A 15,478-nucleotide genomic window follows, 5' to 3' on the forward strand; every position below is an offset into this window, starting at 1 on the left:
CACGCGAGGCCCGGGTTACCAGCCCGGTTCCCGCTGCAGCACCAGTGGCACCACAGTTCGGTTCGGGAGGCAACGGCGTTTTCCTGGGGGGAACCGGCGAAGACCCGTTAAGGGGGCGTTATGGAGGCCGTGGCGAAACTGCCAGCACCCACCCAAGATCAGTGGGAGTGGCAATACGAGGGCGCGTGCCGCGAGGCCGACCCCGACCTGTTCTTCCACCCCGAGGGAGAACGCGGTGCGGCGCGCAAGCGCCGGGCCGAGTCCGCGAAGGAGTTCTGCTCGCGGTGCCCCGTGCTCGACATGTGCCGCGAGCGTTCGCTCCAGGCACGCGAGCCGTTTGGGGTGTGGGGCGGCCTCAGCGAGGATGAGCGTCACGCGATCCTCGCCGGCCGCCTGCGTCAGGCGAGCTAGCTGCCCCGTTGCCTCGCGCATCGTCCCTCGAGAGGCCTGGTGAAGGGACGATGCCGGGGTACGGGGTGGGCGGAATCGTCCGCCCGCAGACGCCAACGGGCCCCGAGGCTATCGCCCCGGGGCCCGTGGTGACGGCTGGAATTAGCCGACGATGGCGAGCAGGTCGCGCGCCGAGAGGATGAGGTACTCCTCGCCGGCGTACTTGACCTCGGTGCCGCCGTACTTGCTGTAGATGACCTTGTCGCCGACGTTCACGTCGAGCGGGACTCGGTTGCCGTTGTCGTCGATGCGGCCGGGGCCCACGGCCACGACCTCGCCCTCCTGGGGCTTCTCCTTGGCCGTGTCAGGGATCACGAGGCCGGACGCCGTCGTGGTCTCGGCCGCGGCGGCCTTGACAACGACCTTGTCCTCCAGAGGCTTGATTGAGACCGACACTGCGGACCTCACCTTCCGTCGTCGAAGTATGGAATGCGAACCGGTCGGGTCCGCCGTCGCGGGGGTCGGACCCAGCTGGTTCCTGCTCGTGAGAGCAGGACCAATTTAGCACTCGTGTGCCCCGAGTGCTAACGGGCGCGGTCGTGTTCGCCCCCCGTGAAAGGATCCGCGTATGGACGCCGCCACCGCTCGCCTCACCGTGAGCGCACCGTGCCTCGACCTCGCGGGGTCGCTGCGCGGCTTCGCTCCTCGAGAGGCCCTCGCGATCGCGGGTCGCTTGCGCCGTGCGGGTCACGATCCCGCGCTCGTGACGGCCGCGATGACCCTCGCCGAGCTCCGCACCGAGGCTCGCCCGCGGCTCGGCGACGCGGCGGACTCCATGGTGTTTCACCGCGCGGGCCTCGAGCAGGCCTCGCGTGTCGCGGCCTCGTCGCTGCATGCGGCGCGCTTCGCGGAGGCGGGGTGCGAGCGTGTGGCCGACCTCACGGCCGGCCTCGGGGCCGATTCCATGGCGCTGGCCGCACGCGGCATCGAGGTGGTCGCGTTCGAGGCGGATGAGGCGACGGCGATCCTCGCGGCGCACAACCTGGCCCCGTGGCCCCACGCGAGGGTCGTGTGGGGAGACTCCCTCGAGGCGTTGGGCGACCTGTCGGTCGACGGCATCTTCGCGGATCCCGCCCGGCGCACGGCACGCGGTCGCCGCCACGACCCCGCGGACTACTCGCCGCGGCTCGACGCCGTCCTCGACCTCCGTCACGAGGTGCGCGCGCTCGGTGTCAAGGCGGGGCCGGGGTTGCCGCATGAGGCGATTCCGCCCGACATGGAGGCTCAGTGGGTGAGCATCGACGGCGACGTGGTCGAGGTGGGCCTGTGGTCCGGCGCCGCCGCGCGGCGTCCGGGCCACGCGGCGCTCGTCCTGCGCGGCGGGCAGTCGCACGAGATCTTCGGGCCGACGGATCGCGCCCCTTCGGGACCGCTCGGGGGTTGGCTCCTGGAGCCCGACGGCGCGGTGATCCGCGCGGGCCTGGTGGGCGTGCTCGCGGAGCGGACCGGCACGCGCCTGGTGGACCCGCGCATCGCCTACCTCACCGCGGATGAGCGCGTCGAGACGCCGTTGGCCCGCACGTATCGCGTGCTCGAGCGATGGCCGCTCGACATCAAGGCCCTGGCACGCGAGCTGCGCGCGCGCGACGTGGGCACGGTCGACATCAAGAAGCGCGGCGTCGACCTCACCCCCGAACAGGTGCGGCCGCGGCTCAAGCTCAAGGGCACGCAGCGCGCGACGGTGGTGCTCACTCGCCTCGAGGGCGACCACGCGGCGCTGCTCGTCGAGCCCGCGTAGGCGCCCGCTACGCCCCCACGATGAGCGACACCGCGAGCGCCGCCATCACGACGGCAATGATCCCGTCGAGCACGCGCCACGCGCCGGGCCTCGCGAGCACCCCCGACAACAGCCGCGCCCCGTAGCCGAGAGACGTGAACCACACCACGGAGCCGGTCATGGCCCCCGCCGCGAAGATCCACGGCGCCGCCTGGGCGGCTCCCACCGTGCCGAGCAGCACCACGGTGTCGAGGTACACGTGCGGGTTGAGCCACGTGAGCGCGAGGCACGTCAGCGCGACCGTGCGCGCGGACTCGCTGGACACGGATCGACCGGGGGGCGCGCCGTCCGCGGCGAGACTCTCACGCGCGGGCCGCCACGCGCGCCGCGCCGCGAGCAGCGCATAGCCCAGCAGAAACGCGGCGCCGGCCCAGCGCGCGACGGTGATGAGCCACGGCACGGTCTCGATCGCGGCGCCGACTCCCGCGACTCCTGCCGCGATCAGCACCGCGTCCGACACCGCGCAGATCGCGACCACGAGCCGCACGTGCTCGCGACGCAGGCCCTGGCGCAGCACGAAGACGTTCTGGGCGCCGATCGCGACGATCAGGGAGAGCCCGAGGCCGAGCCCGGCAAGAAAGGTCATGGCGCCACCGTAGGGTCGCCGCGTCTCGAGCACCACTCATGATTCCTTCACGAGCATTAGGCTCACTAATGTGAAGATCCCCGCGGAACTCGCAATCACGCTGGCCGTCGTCGTGCGTGAGGGCTCGCTCGAGGCGGCCGCCCGCGCGCTCCACGTGACGCAGTCCGCGGTCAGCCAGCGCCTCGCGACGCTCGAGCGCCTCACCGGGCAGGTGCTGCTCGTGCGCGCGCGCCCGGTCCGCGCGACGTCGGCGGGTGACGTCGTGATCCGCTACGCGCGCCAGGTCGAGCAACTCGACGCGGACGCCGCATCGGCGCTGGGGCTGAGCGACAGCGACGCGGCGCGCCTCCCGATAGCCGTCAACGCGGACTCGCTCGCGACCTGGCTGCTCGCCCCGCTCGCCCGCGTCTCACGGTCACGCGGATTCCTGCTGGACCTGCATCGCGAGGACGAGTCCCACACCGCCGCGCTCCTTGCCGACGGCACCGTGGTCGCCGCCGTGACCACGCGCGCCACCCCGGTCCCTGGCTGCACGGTCACCACCCTGGGACGCATGACGTATCGCGCGGTCGCCAGTCCCGCCTTCGCGGAGCGGTGGCTTTCCCGCGATGCGGGGCCCGCAGGGCTCGCGACCGCACTCGCCCACGCTCCCATCGTCGACTTCGACGCACGCGACACGCTGCAGACCCGCTGGCTCGAGTCGCGCGGCGTCGATCCCGCCGCTCCCCCGCGCCATCGCGTGCCGTCCTCGGCGGAGTTCGCGTCCGCGATCGCCCTGGGGCTGGGGTGGGGCATGCTTCCCGCCGCCCAGCGCCGCGGCCTGGACCTGGTCGCGCTGGGCGAGCCGGAGCTCGCGGTGACCCTCCACTGGCAGCAGTGGCGCCTTCACTCGGACCACCTCGACGCGCTCGCGAGCGAGGTCGCCGCGGCCGCGTCGACGGCCCTCGATCAGTAGCCGCGGGCGAGCGGTCGCCCCTCAGCAGGTCGCCGGCAGGCCCTCACCCATGCGCACCGGCCAGTCCCCACCGGGCGCGCTCGCGCCCGTGAGCACATCCGCGAGCGCCTCGATGGCCGCGCGCGAGTCCCCGTACATCGCGACGTAGGCGTCCGCGGTCGAGGCCTCGAGGCCCCACGGCCCGCCGAGCGACACCACCACATCCGCCGTGGCTGTCTGCGAGCCGGACGTCAGGAGCACGCCCGAGGTGCCGTCTCCCGCTGGCACCCCCCGCGACTCGAGCGCGCCCGCGAGGGCGCGCGCGGCATCGTCCGATCCCCCGGTCACGCGCACGGTCTCGCCCACGAACGGTCCTTCGCACTCGCGGGCCGCGACGGTCGCTCCCGCCGCGGCCAGCGTGCGCGCGTAGCCGTCCTCCTGTGGCGCCGGGTCGAGCGCGTCCTGCCACCGCAGCAGCGCGATCGAGCGCGCGGCCGCCTCGTCGAGGCGCTCGCGCGTGAGCGTGCCCCGTTCGACCGCGCGAACCACCGCGCGCACCGCGACCTCGATGTCCCCGGGCATGACGAGGACATCGGCGCCGGCCGCCAGCGCCTCGACCGCGACCTCGCCGGGCGCGCGCCCCTCGGTGACGGCGGCCATGTTGAGGGCATCGGTGATCGCCACGCCCTCGAAGCCCATCTCCTCGCGCAGGTACGCGTAGGCGTCGGGCTCGAGCGTCGCGGGTCCCGAGCCCCACTGCGGCACCGCGATGTGACCCATCATGACCGCGGGCGCGCCCGCCTCGATCGCGCGCGCGAAGGGCACCAGGTCGGTCTCCGCAAGCTTCGCGACGCTGCGCCCGTGCACGGGGAGCCCCGTGTGAGAGTCGACCGTGACGGACCCGTGGCCAGGGAAGTGCTTGATGACCGGGGCCACTCCGCCGCTCACGAAGCCCTCGACCGCCGCCACGACCGTCTCCGCGACGCGCTCGGGATCGTCGCCCGCGCTGCGCGTGCGAATCGTGGGATCCGTGGTGCCGATCGTGACGTCGGCCACCGGCGCGTAGTCGATGCCCACTCCCAGGTCCCGCAGGTCGGCCCCGAGGCCGCGATACGCGGCGGTCACCGCATCCTTGTCCCGCGCGGCACCGGCCGCCATGAACGACGGCAGGCGGGGGATCGCCGCGCGCAAGCGGGCCACGGATCCGCCCTCCTCATCGGTCGAGATCCACACGGGCCAGTCGCGGTCGTCGGCATCCGCGACGGCGCGCGTGAGTGTCGCGACGGCCTCGGCCGAGGGAGCCGATCCCCCCATGAGGATCACCCCGCCCACGTGGTGGCGTCGCACGAGGTCCGACGCCACGGCGGGATCGGGCGACGCGAGATCCACGACCATCACCTGCGCGGCCACGCGCTCGAGCGGCAGCGCCCTGGCATCGGCCAGCGCCTGCTGCCACGTCTCGTGGGTCGGGCCCCACGTCAGCGTCGTGGGCACGGGGTCGGGCGAGGGGGACGATGCCGGGGCGGCGCTCGCGGGGTCCGTCGCGGTCGGCAGCGGCCGGGCGTCGGTCGCCGGCGTGCACGCGCCCAGGGCGAGGGCGGCCGCGAGCGCGAGCGCCGCGATGCGCATCAGACCGTGATGGTCGACAGCGGCATCGACGAGTCGACGCCGATGTCGAGGCGGCTGGGCGCGACGCCAGCCTCCAGCACGGCGGAGCCGAGCGCGGCGATCATCGCGCCGTTGTCCGTGCAGTAGCGCAGCGGCGGGATGCGCACGTCGATGCCAGCCGCCTCGCCACGCTGCTGCGCGAGCTCACGCAACTGGCTGTTCGCGGAGAATCCCCCGCCGATCACGAGGGTGTCGACCCCGTGTTCGCGGCACGCGTTGAGGGTCTTGGTCACCAGGACATCGGCCACGGCTGCGGCGAAGCTCGCGGCGACGTCCTCGACCGGCACCTCGAGTCCAGACTCACGGCGGGCCTCGACCCACCGCGCGACGGCCGTCTTGAGACCCGAGAAGGAGAAGTCGTAGGCGTGCTTAGCCATGTCCTTCGGCTTGGACAGTCCGCGCGGGAAGGGGATCGCCTCGGGGTCACCCTCGCGCGCGAGCCGGTCGACGTGCGGCCCACCCGGATACGGCAGGCCCAGCAGGCGTCCCACCTTGTCGAAGGCCTCGCCCGCGGCATCGTCGAGCGTGTGACCGAGCTCGGTGACGCGCGTCGCGATGTCGTCCACGAGAAGCAGCGACGTGTGACCACCCGAGACCACGAGCGCCATGGTGCGATCGGGGAAGCGGCCGTGCACCAACTGGTCGACGGCGGCGTGGCCGATCACGTGGTTGACGCCGTAGAGCGGGCGGCCGAGCCCGAGCGAGAGCGCCTTGGCCGCGGACACGCCCACCGTGAGCGAGCCGACGAGCCCCGGGCCGGAGGCCACCGCGACCGCGTCGACGTCCGACAGCGAGCGCCCGGCGCGCGCGAGAGCCTCGTCGAGCGTGGGAAGCACGGCCTCCAGGTGGGCGCGCGAGGCGACCTCGGGGACGATGCCGCCGAAGCGCGCGTGCTCGTCCATCGACGAGGCGACGACGTCCGCGAGCAGCTCCCCGTTCTCCACGAGGGCGACGCCGGTCTCGTCGCAGGTGCTCTCCAGTCCGAGTACAAGTGCCACGGGTCAACTCTAGCCGGGCCGCCGCGCGCGCCTCCGCGCGCGTCTGGGCCCCGAGCGTCCCGAACGGGGACGTGCTACTACGGGGAACCGGGCTCGTAGGTCGAGAGCGCACGGCGCATCACGAGCGCGTCCACACCCTCGGGCTGGTAGTACTTGCGCCGCACGCGCACGTCCTCGAAGCCGTATGCGCGGTACAGCGCGAGAGCCGCGTCATTGGTCACCGCCACCTCAAGCCACACGTCGGGAGCGCCCACGCGCCGCGCCTCCGCAAGGAAGTCCTCCATCAACGCCCTCGCGAGGCCGCGGCGACGCATCGCGGGCAGCACCGCCAGGTTCATGAGGTGGAACGCATCGCCGTCGTAGCCGTACACGGCGTAACCCGCGAGCCTCCCATCCGCCTCGATGCCTCGATAGCGCGTGAAGCCGTACACGTAGTCGTGCTCGATGAGCTCGCGCGACCACGCCGAGGCGCCAAACAACTCGCTCTCGACCTCCGCCATCCACGGCAGGTCGGACTCCCCGAGGTCGCGGATCACGCCCCTGGCACGCCGTGGACGTCGGGGCGGCGGAGGTACAGCGGCTCGGTCGGCAGGTCCTCGCCGCGCCGGCGTAGCCGCGCCGCGACCGCCGCGAGCAGCACCGGATCCGGGTCCGCCGTCACCGCGGAGGGGAAGTCGTCGGGGTACAGCAGCGCGCCGCGGCCGACCACGGTTCCGACCGCCTCAACCTCGCCGGGCACGGTCACCGCGGGACCCGCGGTCCTCTCGCCGTCGCGATACGTCGCCCAGTACACCTCGCGGCGCCTGGCGTCCGCGACCACGGTGACCTCGCCGCCGTGAGCGGCGCCCATCGCGTCGAGCGAGCACACCCCCTCGACGGGGATGCCCCACACGTGACCGAGCGTGCGCGCGGTCACCAGTCCCACGCGCAGGCCTGTGAACGGCGCGGGACCCGTGCCGACCACGATGCGCGTGATCGCCTCGCGAGAGACTCCGGCCTCGTCCATCACCTGGTCGATGAGGCCCGCGAGCAGCTCGGCATGGCCGCGCGGGTTGAACTCCGAGCGCGACGCGACCACCTCGCCCGCTTCGGAGACGAGTGCGACCGCGATCGCGGATGACGTATCGAGCGCGAGAATCACGGCTCTAGCCTACGAGGGCGACGTCGGCCCAGCGGTCGCCGTGGGTCGTGACGGTCACGGTGCGCAGGCCCTCGTCGGGCCGTTCCATGTCGACCTCGCCGCCGCGCGTGCGAGAAATCACCACGTGGAGGCGATCCTGCGACAGCTGCTCGGCCCTGTCCTCACCCCACTCGACCACGGTCACCGACGAGTCGACGGTCGCGTCGAGGTCGAGGTCGTCGAGCTCCGCGAGGGACGTGAGCCGGTATGCGTCGACATGGATGAGCGCGGGCCCTCCCACGAGAGAAGGATGGGTGCGCGCGATGATGAACGTGGGGCTCGCGACCGGGCCCCGGACTCCCAGCGCCTCGCCCAGGCCCTGCGTGAACGTGGTCTTCCCCGCACCCAGGTCGCCCGACAGGATGACGACGTCGCCCGCGCGCAGGTGTGGCGCGAAGACGTCACGCGCGAGCGCGCGCATCGCGTCGCCGTCGGCGATCGAGAAGGTGGCGGGGGCCGATGCTGTGGTCATGCGGGCGTCTTCCCCTTCAGTCCGCCGAACCGGCAGACGATCTCGTAGTCGATGGTGTCGACGGCGCGCGCCCAGTCGCGTGCGCTCGGGCCGTCGGGGCCGATCAGCACCACGCGGTCACCCGCGCGTTCCGGCGCGTCGGGGCCCAGGTCGAGCACCACCTGGTCCATGCACACGCGCCCCGCGATCCGGTGGCGACGGCCGTCGATCGCGACCTCGGCCCGGTTGCCGGCCGACCGGAAGATGCCGTCGGCGTATCCGGCCGTGACGAGTCCCAGGCGCGTGGCCGCGGGCGTGGTGTAGTCGTGGCCGTAGCTCACGCCCTGCCCGGCGGGGACGTCCTTGACGAGCGCGAGGGACGCGGTCACGCTCATCGCGGGCTCGAGTCCGAACGACGCTCCGGCGGGGTCCTCGACGGGAGGCAGCCCGTATACGGCGATTCCGGGGCGCACCAGGTCGAAGTGCAGATCGGGTCGCGTGAGCGTGGCCGCCGAGTTCGCCAGGTGGCGCACCTCGAGCGCCACTCCCCTGGCCTCGATCACCGCGAGCGCGTCGCGGAAGGCCTGGGCCTGCAGGTCGATCGTGGGATGGCCGGGTTGGTCGGCCCACGCGAGGTGCGACCACGCCCCGACGATCTCCACGGCATCGTCCGCCGCGAGCGCGGCGTCGAGCAGCGCGGACAGACCCTCCGCGCGCACTCCCTCGCGCGCAAGCCCCGTGTCGAGGCACACGTGGACGCGCGCGCGGCGCCCGTCCTGGCGCGCCGCCGACACGATCACGTCGAGCACCTCGAGGGACGATGCGCTGAGGTCCACCCCCGCCGCGAGCAGTGCGCGCGCGGGCAGCTCGGGACCGTAGAGCCAGGTCAGGATGCGCCCGGTGTCGCCCGCGGCCCTCAGCGCCAGCGCCTCGTCGGGCTGGGCGACGCCCAGCCACGTTGCACCGCCCTCACGCGCCGCTCGTGACGCCGGCACGAGGCCGTGACCGTACGCATCGGCCTTCACGACCGCCATCACCTGAGCCGTCGTCGTCGCCCGCAGCCTGACGACGTTGCGGGTGATCGCGCCGTAGTCGACGCTCACCTCGAGCCTGGTCATGCGCCCTCCCCAATGACGACGGCCGAGGCAATCCCGGCATCGTGCGACAGCGACACGTGGAGCGACGTCATGCCGAGCGCCGTCGCCCGCGCGGCGACGGTGCCGGTGACCGCGAGGCGCGGCTGCCCGCCCTCCTCGCGCAGGACTTCGCAGTCGTGCCAGTTCAGTCCCGCCGGCGCGCCGAGCGCCTTCGCGAGCGCCTCCTTCGCGGCCCAGTTCGCGGCGAGGCTCGCGTGGCCCAGGTGGCGTTCCGCAGGGGTGAAGACGCGGTCGAGGAAGCCGGGCGACCGCTCGAGCGCCTCCTCGAAGCGAGCGATCTCGACCACGTCGATGCCGAGGCCCAGGATCGCCACCGCTACTCCACCGTGACGGACTTGGCGAGGTTGCGCGGCTGATCGACGTCGTAGCCCTTCGCCGCGGCGAGTTCGAGCGCGAAGATCTGCAGCGGCACCACGGACAGCAACGGCGTCATGAGGACGGGGGCGGACGGGACGTAGAAGACCTGCTCGGCGTAGTTGGCCGCGTCGGTGTCGCCCTCCTCGGCGATCACGAACGTGCGGGCGCCACGCGCGCGGACCTCCTGCACGTTGGAGATCACCTTCGCGTGCAGCGACTCGCGACCGCGCGGGCTGGGCAGCACGATGAACACCGGCTGGCCCTCCTCGACCAGGGCGATGGGCCCGTGCTTGAGTTCTCCCGCGGCGAAGCCCTCGGCGTGGATGTACGCGAGCTCCTTGAGCTTGAGGGCGCCCTCGAGCGCGACCGGGTATCCCACGTGCCTGCCCAGGAACAGCACGGTGCGCTCGTTCGCCATGGTGCGCGCAAGCTCACGAATGGGCTCCGAAGTGTCGAGGACCCGCTGGATCTTCGAGGGGATCGCGTCGAGCTGCTCGAGGAGCGACTCGATCTCGTCGGGGAACTTGTTGCCGCGCAGCTCCGCGAGGTAGATGCCCAGCAGGTACACCGCGGTGATCTGCGCGAGGAAGGCCTTGGTCGACGCGACCGCAATCTCGGGACCGGCGCGCGTGTAGAGGACGGCGTCCGCCTCGCGCGCGATCGTCGAGCCTTGCGTGTTGACGATCGCGATGACCGGCGCGCCCTGCTGCTGCGCGTGACGCACGGCCATGATCGTGTCCATGGTCTCGCCCGACTGGCTGATGGCCACGACGAGGGTGCGCACGCCCACCACGGGGTCGCGATAGCGGAACTCGTGCGCGAGCTCGACCTCGACGGGAATGCGGCACCAGTGCTCGATCGCGTAGCGGCCCACGAGCCCCGCGTATGCGGCGGTGCCACACGCGACGACGATGATCTTGTCGATCGAGTTCAGCACGGTCTCGTGAATGATGCCACCGTCGAGCTGGAGTCGTCCGCGGTCGTCGATGCGGCCGCGCAGGGTGTCCGCGACCGCGGTCGGCTGGTCGTGGATCTCCTTCTCCATGAAGGTCGAGAAGCCGCCCTTCTGAGCAGCGGAGGCGTCCCAGTCCACGTGATACGGCTCGCGCTCGACCACGAGGCCCTTCATGTCGGTGATCGTGACGCGATCGGGAGTGATCTCGACGACCTCGTCCTGGTGCAGCTCGAGCGCCGTGCGGGTGTGCTCGATGAACGCCACCACGTCGGAGCCGAGGAAGTTCTCTCCCTCGCCCAGACCGATCACCAGCGGGCTGTTGCGACGCGCGCCGACGACCGTGCGCGGTTCCCGCGCATCGACCGCGAGCAACGTGAACGCGCCCTCGAGGCGTCGCGTGATGAGGCGCATCGCATCCGCGAGGCCCACACCCTTGTCCACCTCCCTGGCAAGCAGGTGGCCGGCGACCTCGGTGTCGGTCTCCGAGAGGAACGCGACGCCCTCGGCTTCGAGCTCGGCGCGCAGCGCCGCGAAGTTCTCGATGATCCCGTTGTGGATGATCGCGATGCGCCCGCCGGCAGCGAGGTGCGGGTGCGCGTTGGCGTCCGTGGGTGCTCCGTGGGTCGCCCACCGCGTGTGCCCGATCGCCGCGGTGGCGGCGCCCAGGGGGTGCTCCGCGAGCGCCTTCGCGAGGTTGATGAGCTTGCCCGACTTCTTGGCCATGTCCACGTGGCTCGTGTCGGTCGTGACCGCAGCGATGCCCGCGGAGTCGTATCCGCGATACTCGAGCCTCGCGAGTCCGGCCATCACGACGCCCTGAGGCCGTGCTCCGGGCTCACCCGCACCCACATATCCGACGATTCCGCACATGACCCCGAGTCTAGATGCCGCCCTCGCGGACCCGGCGCAGCGCGGACGATGCGCAACAATGGGCGAGTGAATGAGGCGCGAGGGTCCGATGCGGGCACCCCCTATGTGACCCTGGGCCGCGACGAGTGGGCCGCGCTGGCCGACGCCACGCCGCTGCCGCTCACCGAGGCCGACATCGCCAAGGTCAGGGGCCTGGGAGATCCGGTCGACCTTGCCGAGGTGGATCAGATCTATCGCCCGCTGTCGCGACTGCTCGACCTGTACTCGGGCGCGACCGGCGCCCTGCACCGCGCGACCAGCCAGTTCCTTGGCGAGCGCGCGTCGCGCACGCCCTTCGTGATCGGGGTCGCGGGATCCGTCGCGGTCGGCAAGTCGACCACCGCGCGCCTCCTCAAGGAGCTCATGGCCCGCTGGCCCCGCTCTCCCCGGGTCGAGCTCGTCACGACCGATGGCTTCCTCTATCCGAACTCGGTCCTCATCGAGCGCGACCTGCTCGCGCGCAAGGGCTTTCCCGAGTCGTACGACAGGCGCGCGTTGCGCAACTTCATCTTGCAGGTGAAGTCGGGCGCCTCCGAGGTTCGGGCGCCGGTGTACTCGCACCAGGTCTACGACATCGTGCCCGACCAGCAGGTGGTGGTCCGCCAGCCCGACGTTCTCATCGTCGAGGGCCTCAACGTGCTGCAGACCGCGCAGTCCCGCGAGCCGGGCGCCTCGCAGATCGCGGTCAGCGACTTCTTCGACGTGTCGATCTACGTCGATGCGGATCCCGACGACATCCGCCGCTGGTACATCGAGCGGTTCCTCGCGCTGCGCGAGTCGGCGTTCGCACGGCCGGACTCGTATTTCCACTCGTATTCGACGCTGACCGACACCCAGGCTAAGGCGGTCGCCGGCCAGGTGTGGGACACCGTCAACGCACCCAACCTCGCACGCAACATCGCGCCCACGCGCTCGCGCGCGACCATCATCCTGCGCAAGGGCGCCGACCACACCGTCGAGTCGGTGCGGCTGCGCAAGCTGTAGCTCACGTCACGCGGGACGCCGCGCCACCACCGTGAAGGTGCACGGCACGCGCCATGCGTCCTCGTCGGGCCAGGCGAAGTTGCCGTCGGGAAGCTCGATCATGCGGTCGCTGAAGCGCCACGGCAGCGTCCGGCCCTCGTCGAGTCGCTCGATGACGAGCCCCGCACCCAGCAGCGCCATGACCACCTCGGACAGCGGATGCGGCCACTCGTACGTGCGGGTGTGAGTGATCCGCCCGTCTCCGACGTAGGTCGTGTCCTCGTCCCACGCGAGCGCCCGGCCGTCGCCAAAGTAGCGATAGCGCAGCTCGAGCGTCTCCGCATCCTCGTCGAGCGCGTACAGCACGGGATGCCCGTCCCTGATGTAGAACAGCCCGCCCGGCGTCAGCAGCGCGGCCACCTGCGCGGCCCACGCGTCGAGGTCGTTGAGCCAAGAGATCGCGCCGATGCTCGTGTACACGACGTCGAAGACGGTCTCCGGGCCGAGCTCCCTGACGACTGCCGCTCGGGCCGCGAGCACATCCGTCTCGACCCACCGCGCGGCGACACCGAGTTCACGCGCGAGTGCCGCCGCTGCCTCCAGCGCGGAGGCCGAGAAGTCGACGCCGACCACGCGGGCCGCGCCGGCCCTCGCGAGCGAAACCGTGTCCGTGCCGATGTGGCACTGCAAGTGACACACGTCAAGCCCGGCGAGGCCGTCGGGCCCCAGGTGTGCGCGCATCGTCTCCATGTCGGTCTCCACCACACCCGACAGCCGGACCGGGTCGTCCCGCAGCGACGCGATGTCGTACGCGTCGAGGTGGAGGGGCACCCGCTCCTCCCAGTTGGCGTGGTTGGTTGCGCGCGCGGCCTCCCACGCGATCTCGACGGGCTCGTCGGCTCCCGACATCAGTCCTCCTCCGTGGCGCGGCGCTCGTGACGCGGCGGCCGCACCTGGATCTCGCCGGTCGCGATGCGCTGCTCGATGTCGGCCACCAGGTCGGGCAGCTCTGGCTCCGCGAATCCGAGTCGCTGCAGGATCTTGTCGATCACGATGCCGAGGATGATGCCGCCGGTCACGCCGACCGCGATCGACACCAGCAGGTTCTCGAAGATCGAGCCCGCCCACACGCCGAGCGCGATGCCGTAGGTGGCCCAGATCACCGCGGCCACGGCGTCGACCGCCATGAACCACTTCTGGGGATAGCGCAGCGCGCCCGCGGTGATGTTCACGGCGACGCGCCCCATGGGGATGAAGCGCGCCGCGATGATGAAGGTCGTGCCCCTGCGCTCGAGCGTGGTCTCCGCCCAATCGAGGGTCTTGCGCACGCGAGCGCGAGCAAAGAACGGATGCTTGCGCACGTCGAATCTCGACCCCACCCAGTACGCGATCTGGTCGCCGCACCACGCGCCCAGCGCCGCCGCGATCCACACGATCCACACGATCGGTGTGCCCGTCTGTGCCCAAGCCGTCGCGGAGGCGATGACGACAGACTCGCTGGGCACCACGGGGAAGATGCCGTCGATGACCGCGAGGGCCCACACGCTGGGGTAGATCCACAGGGACTCGGTGAGGGTGAGCGTCCACTCCTCGACCGCTCCGACCCAGTCGGTGAGCAGGTGCCAAAACTCATTCACCGGGTCAGTCTGTCAGGTCGATGCCCTGCGGACGATGGGGTGATCCCCTGATCGCGACCCGCCGCGAGGATGAAAGGTGAACCGGCTACAGCGCGAGCCGGCGCGCGACCACGGCCGCGATCGCCTCGGCGTGGCGCTGGGCGTCGTCGGCCGTCGCGGCCTCGACCATGACCCTCACCAGCGGCTCCGTTCCCGACGGGCGCAACAGCACGCGCCCAGAGTCGCCGAGCTCGCGGCGCACCGCGGTTACTGCGGACTGCACCTCGGTGTCGGTGTGCACGCGCGAGCGGTCCGCGTCGCGCACGTTGATGAGCACCTGCGGCAGTGTCTCGATCCCGGCGCACTGGTCGCGCAGCGGTCCGCGCGCGACGACGCGGGCGCCCACGAGCAGCGCGGTGAGAATCCCGTCTCCGGTGGTGGAGTGGTCAGCGACGATGATGTGGCCCGACTGCTCGCCGCCCAGGGAGAAGCCGCCGTCGCGCATCGCCTCGAGCACGTAGCGGTCGCCCACGGCGGCCTCCACGATGTCGATGCCCTCGCGACGCATCGCCTGGTGAAGCCCCAGGTTGCTCATCACGGTCGCGACCAGCGTCGAGCGGTAGAGCGCGCCGGCGTCTCGCATCGCGACGGCCAACAGGCCCATGATCTGGTCGCCGTTGACCACGCTGCCCTCGTGGTCGACCGCGAGGCAGCGGTCGGCGTCACCGTCGAACGCGACGCCCAGGTCCGCTCCGTGCGCGACCACGGCGGCCTGCAGCGGCGCCAGGTGGGTCGAGCCGACGCCGTCGTTGATGTTGAGGCCGTCGGGGCTCGCGTTGATGGTCGTGATCCGCGCGCCGGCGTTCTCGAGCGCGAGGGGTCCGACCACGCTGGCGGCGCCGTGCGCCGCGTCGACCACCACGTGAAGGCCCGCGAGGGGCGCGTCGAGCCGCGCGAAGGCACGGACAGCGCCGTCGACGTGCGCGACGTAGTCGTCGGCCAGGTCGGGTGACGGGACGATGCGTCCCACCGCCGCGCCTGTCGGGCGCTCCCACGCCTCGCCCACGCGAGCCTCGATCGCCTCCTCGACGGAGTCGTCGAGCTTGTGCCCGCCCCTGCCGAAGAACTTGATGCCGTTGTCTGGCATCGGATTGTGGGAGGCGGAGATCACGACACCCAGGTCGGCCTGAGTGGAACCCGTGAGGTAGGCGACGGCGGGCGTGGGGACCACGCCGGCGTCGAGGACGTCAACCCCCGCAGACGCAAGACCGGCCGCGACAGCCGCGCTCAGGAACTCGCCTGAGACGCGGGTGTCGCGGCCGATCACGGCACGCGGGCGGTGTCCGGAGAACTCGCCCCGCTCGGCCAGCACATGGGCCGCCGCGACCGCAAGGTCGACGGCGAGCTCCGCTGTGAGGTCGCGGTTCGCGAGGCCCCGGACACCGTCCGTGCCAAAGAGACGCGCCATGCGCGCGGT

At 71.9% G+C, this 15,478-nt stretch carries 17 protein-coding genes; 4 read left to right on the forward strand and 13 right to left on the reverse strand.

The annotated features are described in order from the left end of the window. The first annotated feature begins 120 nt into the window (after nt 1–120). A complete protein-coding gene (locus ABEA62_RS06745; protein WP_286215045.1) occupies nt 121–411 on the forward strand; it encodes a WhiB family transcriptional regulator in 291 nt (96 codons plus the stop codon). Between the two features lie 141 nt (nt 412–552). Here ABEA62_RS06745 and groES read toward each other — a convergent pair whose 3' ends face one another. Further along, complete coding sequence (gene groES / locus ABEA62_RS06750; RefSeq protein WP_062314564.1) at nt 553–846, reverse strand: co-chaperone GroES; 294 nt, start codon at nt 844–846, stop codon at nt 553–555. Between the two features lie 172 nt (nt 847–1,018). Here groES and ABEA62_RS06755 point away from each other — a divergent pair, with 172 nt between their 5' ends. Beyond that, nucleotides 1,019–2,188: a THUMP-like domain-containing protein gene (locus ABEA62_RS06755; RefSeq protein WP_286215041.1), complete on the forward strand. Its 1,170-nt coding sequence runs from the start codon at nt 1,019–1,021 to the stop codon at nt 2,186–2,188. Nucleotides 2,189–2,195: 7 nt separating this feature from the next. Here the strand turns inward: ABEA62_RS06755 and ABEA62_RS06760 are convergent, their stop codons facing one another. After that, entirely contained in the window at nt 2,196–2,813 is a 618-nt protein-coding gene (locus tag ABEA62_RS06760; RefSeq protein ID WP_345379265.1) for a LysE/ArgO family amino acid transporter, read from the reverse strand. Between the two features lie 70 nt (nt 2,814–2,883). On the opposite strand from ABEA62_RS06760, the gene ABEA62_RS06765 reads away from it, so the two are divergent. Then, nucleotides 2,884–3,768, forward strand: coding sequence for an ArgP/LysG family DNA-binding transcriptional regulator (locus ABEA62_RS06765; RefSeq protein ID WP_286215039.1), 885 nt, complete (start codon nt 2,884–2,886; stop codon nt 3,766–3,768). 21 nt (nt 3,769–3,789) lie between these two features. On the opposite strand, the gene ABEA62_RS06770 is transcribed toward ABEA62_RS06765, so the two are convergent. From ABEA62_RS06770 to glmS, 8 genes are all read right to left on the reverse strand, one after another. Next, nucleotides 3,790–5,376 (reverse strand): glycoside hydrolase family 3 N-terminal domain-containing protein, encoded by a 1,587-nt coding sequence (locus tag ABEA62_RS06770; RefSeq protein WP_345379268.1) that lies wholly within the window; start codon nt 5,374–5,376, stop codon nt 3,790–3,792. Continuing rightward, complete coding sequence (gene tsaD / locus ABEA62_RS06775) at nt 5,376–6,413, reverse strand: tRNA (adenosine(37)-N6)-threonylcarbamoyltransferase complex transferase subunit TsaD (protein WP_286215035.1); 1,038 nt, start codon at nt 6,411–6,413, stop codon at nt 5,376–5,378. The genes ABEA62_RS06770 and tsaD overlap by 1 nt, the downstream gene beginning before the upstream one ends. A 77-nt stretch (nt 6,414–6,490) precedes the next feature. After that, entirely contained in the window at nt 6,491–6,949 is a 459-nt protein-coding gene (rimI, locus tag ABEA62_RS06780; RefSeq protein WP_286215034.1) for a ribosomal protein S18-alanine N-acetyltransferase, read from the reverse strand. Continuing rightward, nucleotides 6,946–7,554 carry a tRNA (adenosine(37)-N6)-threonylcarbamoyltransferase complex dimerization subunit type 1 TsaB gene (gene tsaB / locus ABEA62_RS06785; protein ID WP_345379270.1) on the reverse strand — a complete coding sequence of 203 codons (609 nt, stop codon included), beginning with the start codon at nt 7,552–7,554 and terminating at the stop codon, nt 6,946–6,948. The genes rimI and tsaB overlap by 4 nt, the downstream gene beginning before the upstream one ends. A 4-nt stretch (nt 7,555–7,558) precedes the next feature. Further along, the gene (tsaE, locus tag ABEA62_RS06790) at nt 7,559–8,065 is read right to left on the reverse strand and encodes a tRNA (adenosine(37)-N6)-threonylcarbamoyltransferase complex ATPase subunit type 1 TsaE (protein WP_425557987.1); all 507 of its coding nucleotides are present in this window, start codon (nt 8,063–8,065) and stop codon (nt 7,559–7,561) included. Further along, nucleotides 8,062–9,162, reverse strand: coding sequence for an alanine racemase (gene alr, locus ABEA62_RS06795; RefSeq protein WP_286215032.1), 1,101 nt, complete (start codon nt 9,160–9,162; stop codon nt 8,062–8,064). Before alr ends, tsaE begins: the two co-directional genes overlap by 4 nt. After that, complete coding sequence (locus ABEA62_RS06800; protein ID WP_286215031.1) at nt 9,159–9,515, reverse strand: holo-ACP synthase; 357 nt, start codon at nt 9,513–9,515, stop codon at nt 9,159–9,161. The genes alr and ABEA62_RS06800 overlap by 4 nt, the downstream gene beginning before the upstream one ends. Before the next feature lie 2 nt (nt 9,516–9,517). Further along, nucleotides 9,518–11,383: a glutamine--fructose-6-phosphate transaminase (isomerizing) gene (gene glmS / locus ABEA62_RS06805; protein ID WP_345379273.1), complete on the reverse strand. Its 1,866-nt coding sequence runs from the start codon at nt 11,381–11,383 to the stop codon at nt 9,518–9,520. Nucleotides 11,384–11,431: 48 nt separating this feature from the next. On the opposite strand from glmS, the gene coaA reads away from it, so the two are divergent. Further along, nucleotides 11,432–12,406: a type I pantothenate kinase gene (gene coaA / locus ABEA62_RS06810; protein ID WP_286215030.1), complete on the forward strand. Its 975-nt coding sequence runs from the start codon at nt 11,432–11,434 to the stop codon at nt 12,404–12,406. Nucleotides 12,407–12,412: 6 nt separating this feature from the next. Here coaA and ABEA62_RS06815 read toward each other — a convergent pair whose 3' ends face one another. The 3 genes from ABEA62_RS06815 to glmM form a co-directional block, all read right to left on the reverse strand. Further along, nucleotides 12,413–13,294: a class I SAM-dependent methyltransferase gene (locus tag ABEA62_RS06815; RefSeq protein WP_286215029.1), complete on the reverse strand. Its 882-nt coding sequence runs from the start codon at nt 13,292–13,294 to the stop codon at nt 12,413–12,415. Further along, complete coding sequence (locus ABEA62_RS06820) at nt 13,294–14,022, reverse strand: DedA family protein (protein ID WP_286215026.1); 729 nt, start codon at nt 14,020–14,022, stop codon at nt 13,294–13,296. The genes ABEA62_RS06815 and ABEA62_RS06820 overlap by 1 nt, the downstream gene beginning before the upstream one ends. Before the next feature lie 85 nt (nt 14,023–14,107). After that, nucleotides 14,108–15,469, reverse strand: a complete 1,362-nt coding sequence (gene glmM, locus ABEA62_RS06825) for a phosphoglucosamine mutase (RefSeq protein ID WP_286215025.1) — start codon at nt 15,467–15,469, stop codon at nt 14,108–14,110. Between the last annotated feature and the right edge of the window lie 9 nt (nt 15,470–15,478).

It is taken from the genome of Demequina sediminis, from assembly GCF_039545075.1.
Classification (GTDB): Bacteria; Actinomycetota; Actinomycetes; order Actinomycetales; family Demequinaceae; genus Demequina; species Demequina sediminis.